Origin of the sequence: Photobacterium rosenbergii, assembly GCF_003026455.1 — a bacterium.
GTDB classification, from domain to species: domain Bacteria; phylum Pseudomonadota; class Gammaproteobacteria; order Enterobacterales; family Vibrionaceae; genus Photobacterium; species Photobacterium rosenbergii.
The window spans coordinates 1-1,220 of sequence record NZ_PYMB01000061.1; the positions used below are offsets into that span (position 1 = coordinate 1).

Here is a 1,220-nt window from a genome sequence, read left to right on the forward strand (position 1 = left end):
TAATTATATGGTCCGCCTCACTCTTAAGCCTCTACGCTTGGGGTAGGTAAATTGAAAGAGGTGAACCATATGTCTTCCTTACATATTCTTGGTATAGATCTTGGTAAACACTGCTTCCACATAGTCGGGCACAACAGTGCTGGCCGAGAGGTATTGCGCAAAAAGTTAAATCGAAGCCAACTTATCCTGTTTATTTCCAAGCTATGCCCCACAACGATTGCCTTTGAGGCATGTGGTGGAGCCCATTGGCTCGCTCGTAAATGTCTTGAGCTCAACCATCAAGTTAAACTTATCCCACCGCAATACGTGAAACCCTACGTCAAGGGCAATAAGAATGATTTCATTGATGCCTCTGCAATAGCTGAAGCCGCTTGTCGACCATCAATGCGGTTCGTTGCCGTTAAATCTGAAGAAGCCCAAATCATTGCTGCAATACACCGAGTTCGGGATGGCTTTATTAAAGAGCGCACGGCTTGTATGTCTCGTATTAGCGCGATATTACTGGAGTTCGGACTGAGTTTACCGACAGGTCATGCCAAGATGAAATCATTGTTCCAATGGCTGGCAGACCAAAAACAACCTCTTCCACCTTTTTTCACCCGCGAACTCCAAGCACTTCATGAGCATTACTCTTATCTAAATGAACAAATTAAACGGCAGGATAAAAAGCTCAGTCAGTATGTTGAGACTAATGAGTTAGCTCAATTGCTTAAAAGCGTTCCGGGGATAGGTGATTTGACTGCAAGCTTATGTTTAGCTGATATCAGTTCGCCGACCAATTTTACTAATGGCCGGAATATGGCTGCTTGGCTTGGACTTGTTCCACGGCAATATTCGACGGGTGGAAAACCTAAACTGCTCGGTGTTAGTAAACGAGGCAACAAGCAACTCAGGACCTTGTTTATACATGGAGCGAGAGCGGTACTCGCTAGACCTGATAAAACGGGAAAGGCTTTTGGACAGTGGCTTATTGATTTAAGAGCTAGTAAACCTTTTAATGTTGTCGTTGTTGCACTGGCCAATAAACTGGCAAGGATAGCCTGGGCGGTCATGTACAACCGCCAGGCTTTTCGTATGACGACGATATAACCGGATTTGCAATGACGATTATGATGACGAAAACGGTCAATCGGCCAGATTAAAAACCTGATACAAAAAACAGCATCGAAATGCTTTAGGGCTTTTTAAGGATAATCTGGCGCGGATATCATCGTGGAGCT

The 1,220-nt window shown here is 44.5% G+C and carries 1 protein-coding gene; it reads left to right on the forward strand.

Going from position 1 to position 1,220, the window contains the following annotated elements; all coding sequences use genetic code 11:
• Positions 1-69: 69 nt before the first annotated feature.
• The gene (locus tag C9J01_RS29335) at positions 70-1,089 is read left to right on the forward strand and encodes an IS110 family RNA-guided transposase (RefSeq protein WP_107301574.1); all 1,020 of its coding nucleotides are present in this window, start codon (positions 70-72) and stop codon (positions 1,087-1,089) included.
• The last annotated feature ends 131 nt before the right edge of the window (positions 1,090-1,220 follow it).